This window comes from Derxia lacustris (assembly GCF_002105195.1).
Lineage (GTDB): Bacteria > Pseudomonadota > Gammaproteobacteria > Burkholderiales > Burkholderiaceae_E > Derxia > Derxia lacustris.
Genome location: NZ_MUHU01000043.1, coordinates 1 through 1,757, shown reverse-complemented (window position 1 = coordinate 1,757; position 1,757 = coordinate 1). Strand labels below are relative to the sequence as shown.

At 47.5% G+C, this 1,757-nt stretch carries 1 protein-coding gene and 1 pseudogene; both read right to left on the bottom strand.

The window, feature by feature from the left end; genetic code table 11:
- Window positions 1-116: 116 nt before the first annotated feature.
- Complete coding sequence (locus tag B9P64_RS21570; RefSeq protein WP_000027050.1) at window positions 117-977, bottom strand: broad-spectrum class A beta-lactamase TEM-116; 861 nt, start codon at window positions 975-977, stop codon at window positions 117-119.
- Between the two features lie 584 nt (window positions 978-1,561).
- A pseudogene (locus tag B9P64_RS25890) lies at window positions 1,562-1,747 on the bottom strand (hypothetical protein); the annotation flags it as partial.
- Window positions 1,748-1,757: the final 10 nt, after the last annotated feature.

Here is a 1,757-nt window from a genome sequence, read left to right as displayed (position 1 = left end):
TTTTAAGGGATTTTGGTCATGAGATTATCAAAAAGGATCTTCACCTAGATCCTTTTAAATTAAAAATGAAGTTTTAAATCAATCTAAAGTATATATGAGTAAACTTGGTCTGACAGTTACCAATGCTTAATCAGTGAGGCACCTATCTCAGCGATCTGTCTATTTCGTTCATCCATAGTTGCCTGACTCCCCGTCGTGTAGATAACTACGATACGGGAGGGCTTACCATCTGGCCCCAGTGCTGCAATGATACCGCGAGACCCACGCTCACCGGCTCCAGATTTATCAGCAATAAACCAGCCAGCCGGAAGGGCCGAGCGCAGAAGTGGTCCTGCAACTTTATCCGCCTCCATCCAGTCTATTAATTGTTGCCGGGAAGCTAGAGTAAGTAGTTCGCCAGTTAATAGTTTGCGCAACGTTGTTGCCATTGCTACAGGCATCGTGGTGTCACGCTCGTCGTTTGGTATGGCTTCATTCAGCTCCGGTTCCCAACGATCAAGGCGAGTTACATGATCCCCCATGTTGTGCAAAAAAGCGGTTAGCTCCTTCGGTCCTCCGATCGTTGTCAGAAGTAAGTTGGCCGCAGTGTTATCACTCATGGTTATGGCAGCACTGCATAATTCTCTTACTGTCATGCCATCCGTAAGATGCTTTTCTGTGACTGGTGAGTACTCAACCAAGTCATTCTGAGAATAGTGTATGCGGCGACCGAGTTGCTCTTGCCCGGCGTCAATACGGGATAATACCGCGCCACATAGCAGAACTTTAAAAGTGCTCATCATTGGAAAACGTTCTTCGGGGCGAAAACTCTCAAGGATCTTACCGCTGTTGAGATCCAGTTCGATGTAACCCACTCGTGCACCCAACTGATCTTCAGCATCTTTTACTTTCACCAGCGTTTCTGGGTGAGCAAAAACAGGAAGGCAAAATGCCGCAAAAAAGGGAATAAGGGCGACACGGAAATGTTGAATACTCATACTCTTCCTTTTTCAATATTATTGAAGCATTTATCAGGGTTATTGTCTCATGAGCGGATACATATTTGAATGTATTTAGAAAAATAAACAAATAGGGGTTCCGCGCACATTTCCCCGAAAAGTGCCACCTGACGCGCCCTGTAGCGGCGCATTAAGCGCGGCGGGTGTGGTGGTTACGCGCAGCGTGACCGCTACACTTGCCAGCGCCCTAGCGCCCGCTCCTTTCGCTTTCTTCCCTTCCTTTCTCGCCACGTTCGCCGGCTTTCCCCGTCAAGCTCTAAATCGGGGGCTCCCTTTAGGGTTCCGATTTAGTGCTTTACGGCACCTCGACCCCAAAAAACTTGATTAGGGTGATGGTTCACGTAGTGGGCCATCGCCCTGATAGACGGTTTTTCGCCCTTTGACGTTGGAGTCCACGTTCTTTAATAGTGGACTCTTGTTCCAAACTGGAACAACACTCAACCCTATCTCGGTCTATTCTTTTGATTTATAAGGGATTTTGCCGATTTCGGCCTATTGGTTAAAAAATGAGCTGATTTAACAAAAATTTAACGCGAATTTTAACAAAATATTAACGCTTACAATTTCCATTCGCCATTCAGGCTGCGCAACTGTTGGGAAGGGCGATCGGTGCGGGCCTCTTCGCTATTACGCCAGCTGGCGAAAGGGGGATGTGCTGCAAGGCGATTAAGTTGGGTAACGCCAGGGTTTTCCCAGTCACGACGTTGTAAAACGACGGCCAGTGAATTCGAGCTCGGTACCTCGCGAATGCATCTAGAT

Coding starts and splice junctions, on each gene's coding strand:
- B9P64_RS21570 (WP_000027050.1), bottom strand. CDS start 977: ATGAGTATTCAACATTTCCGTGTCGCCCTTATTCCCTTTTTTGCGGCA.